Genomic DNA, 1,388 nt, shown 5'->3' with positions numbered 1-1,388 from the left:
CCTGTCAGGCCGCGCAGGCTTCGGCGGCATCGGCGGGCAGGCCGCCGCGTGCCTCGCGCCCGCGCCCATGCGCGATCTGGCGGTCGTAGAAGGCCTCGATGCTGGCGATCGCTTCGGCGACCGTGTCGATCCGATTGAAACCCGACCGGAAGGTGGCGGACTCGAACAGGCCGTGCGAGTACCACGACACATGTTTGCGGGCGAGGCGCAGGCCCGGCCGCTCGCCGAAATGGTCCAGCATGGCGCGGTAGTGTTCGAGTATGATGGCTTTCTCGGTCGCCAGATCGGGGTCCGGGATCGCCGCGCGCCCCATGAGGTCGGCGGCCACCTGCGCCAGTAGCCACGGCCGACCGTAGCAGCCGCGTCCGATCATCACCCCGTCCGCGCCCGATTGCGCCAGCGCCTCGCGGGCATCGGCGCAGGAGCGTATGTCGCCGTTGACGATCACCGGCAGGGACACGGCATCCTTGACCTGACGCACGAACGCCCAGTCGGCGGTCCCGTTGTAGAACATCTGCCGCGTGCGGCCGTGCACGGTGATCATGCGGATGCCCACATCCTGTGCGATGCGGGCGAGCGCGGGGGCGTTGAGGCTCTGGTGGTCCCAGCCCATCCGCATCTTCAGCGTGACGGGCACGGCCACCGCCTTCACGGTCGCCTCCAGCAGGCGGGCGGCGAGCGCCTCGTCGCGCATCAGCGCCGAGCCCGCCTGCTGGCCCACGGCCACTTTTTTCACCGGGCAGCCGAAATTGATGTCGATCAGGTCGGCGCCCTGGTCGACGGCGATGCGGGCCGCCTGCGCCATGGCGTCGGGGTCGCAACCGGCAAGCTGCGTGGCATTGGGGCCGTCCTGGGCCGCGCGCGCCATGCGCAGCGTGTTCTCGTTCTCGCGCACCATGGCCCAGGACGCGATCATTTCCGATACCACAAGCCCCGCGCCCAGCCGCCGTGTCAGCGTGCGGAACGGCAGGTCGGTCACGCCGGACATCGGGGCGAGGATCACCGGTTCGGCAATCGTCACGCCTGCGCCCAGATCGATCGGCCGGATCAGCGGCGCGCTTTCGGGCAGCCGCGCGTGGCCGCTGCCTGCATTCGTGTCATACATGCCCATGATTTGAGCATCTTTACTGGCTCGACCGCCGCCATGCAATCGGAAGATCGGCGGTCGCGCTTGACGCGCCGCGCGCCGCGCCGCATTCCTCCGCTCATGCGTATCGCCGCCATTCTTCTTGCCGCGGGCGCGGGCCGTCGTTTCGACCCCGAGGCCCCCCTGCCGAAGCAATATGTCCTGTTGCGCGGCCAGCCGGTGATCCGGCACGCGGCCCGGGCCCTGCTGCCCTATGTCGACTGCCTGCAGCCCGTCGGCGACCCGGACCTGCTGCGCGAGG

Annotated in this window: 2 protein-coding genes; one reads left to right on the top strand and one right to left on the bottom strand. The window is 69.9% G+C overall.

The window, feature by feature from the left end; genetic code table 11:
- Positions 1 to 4 precede the first annotated feature (4 nt).
- Entirely contained in the window at positions 5 to 1,105 is a 1,101-nt protein-coding gene (gene dusB, locus HUK82_RS16605; protein ID WP_176614967.1) for a tRNA dihydrouridine synthase DusB, read from the bottom strand.
- A gap of 102 nt (positions 1,106 to 1,207) precedes the next feature.
- Between dusB and HUK82_RS16600 the strand changes: the two genes are divergently transcribed.
- A partial coding sequence (locus HUK82_RS16600; protein WP_176614966.1) for an NTP transferase domain-containing protein occupies positions 1,208 to 1,388 on the top strand: 181 nt, incomplete at its 3' end.

The sequence above is a fragment of the Ameyamaea chiangmaiensis genome, assembly GCF_013376175.1.
In the GTDB taxonomy this organism is placed as follows: domain Bacteria; phylum Pseudomonadota; class Alphaproteobacteria; order Acetobacterales; family Acetobacteraceae; genus Ameyamaea; species Ameyamaea chiangmaiensis.
This window is presented reverse-complemented; position numbering and strand designations above follow the sequence as displayed.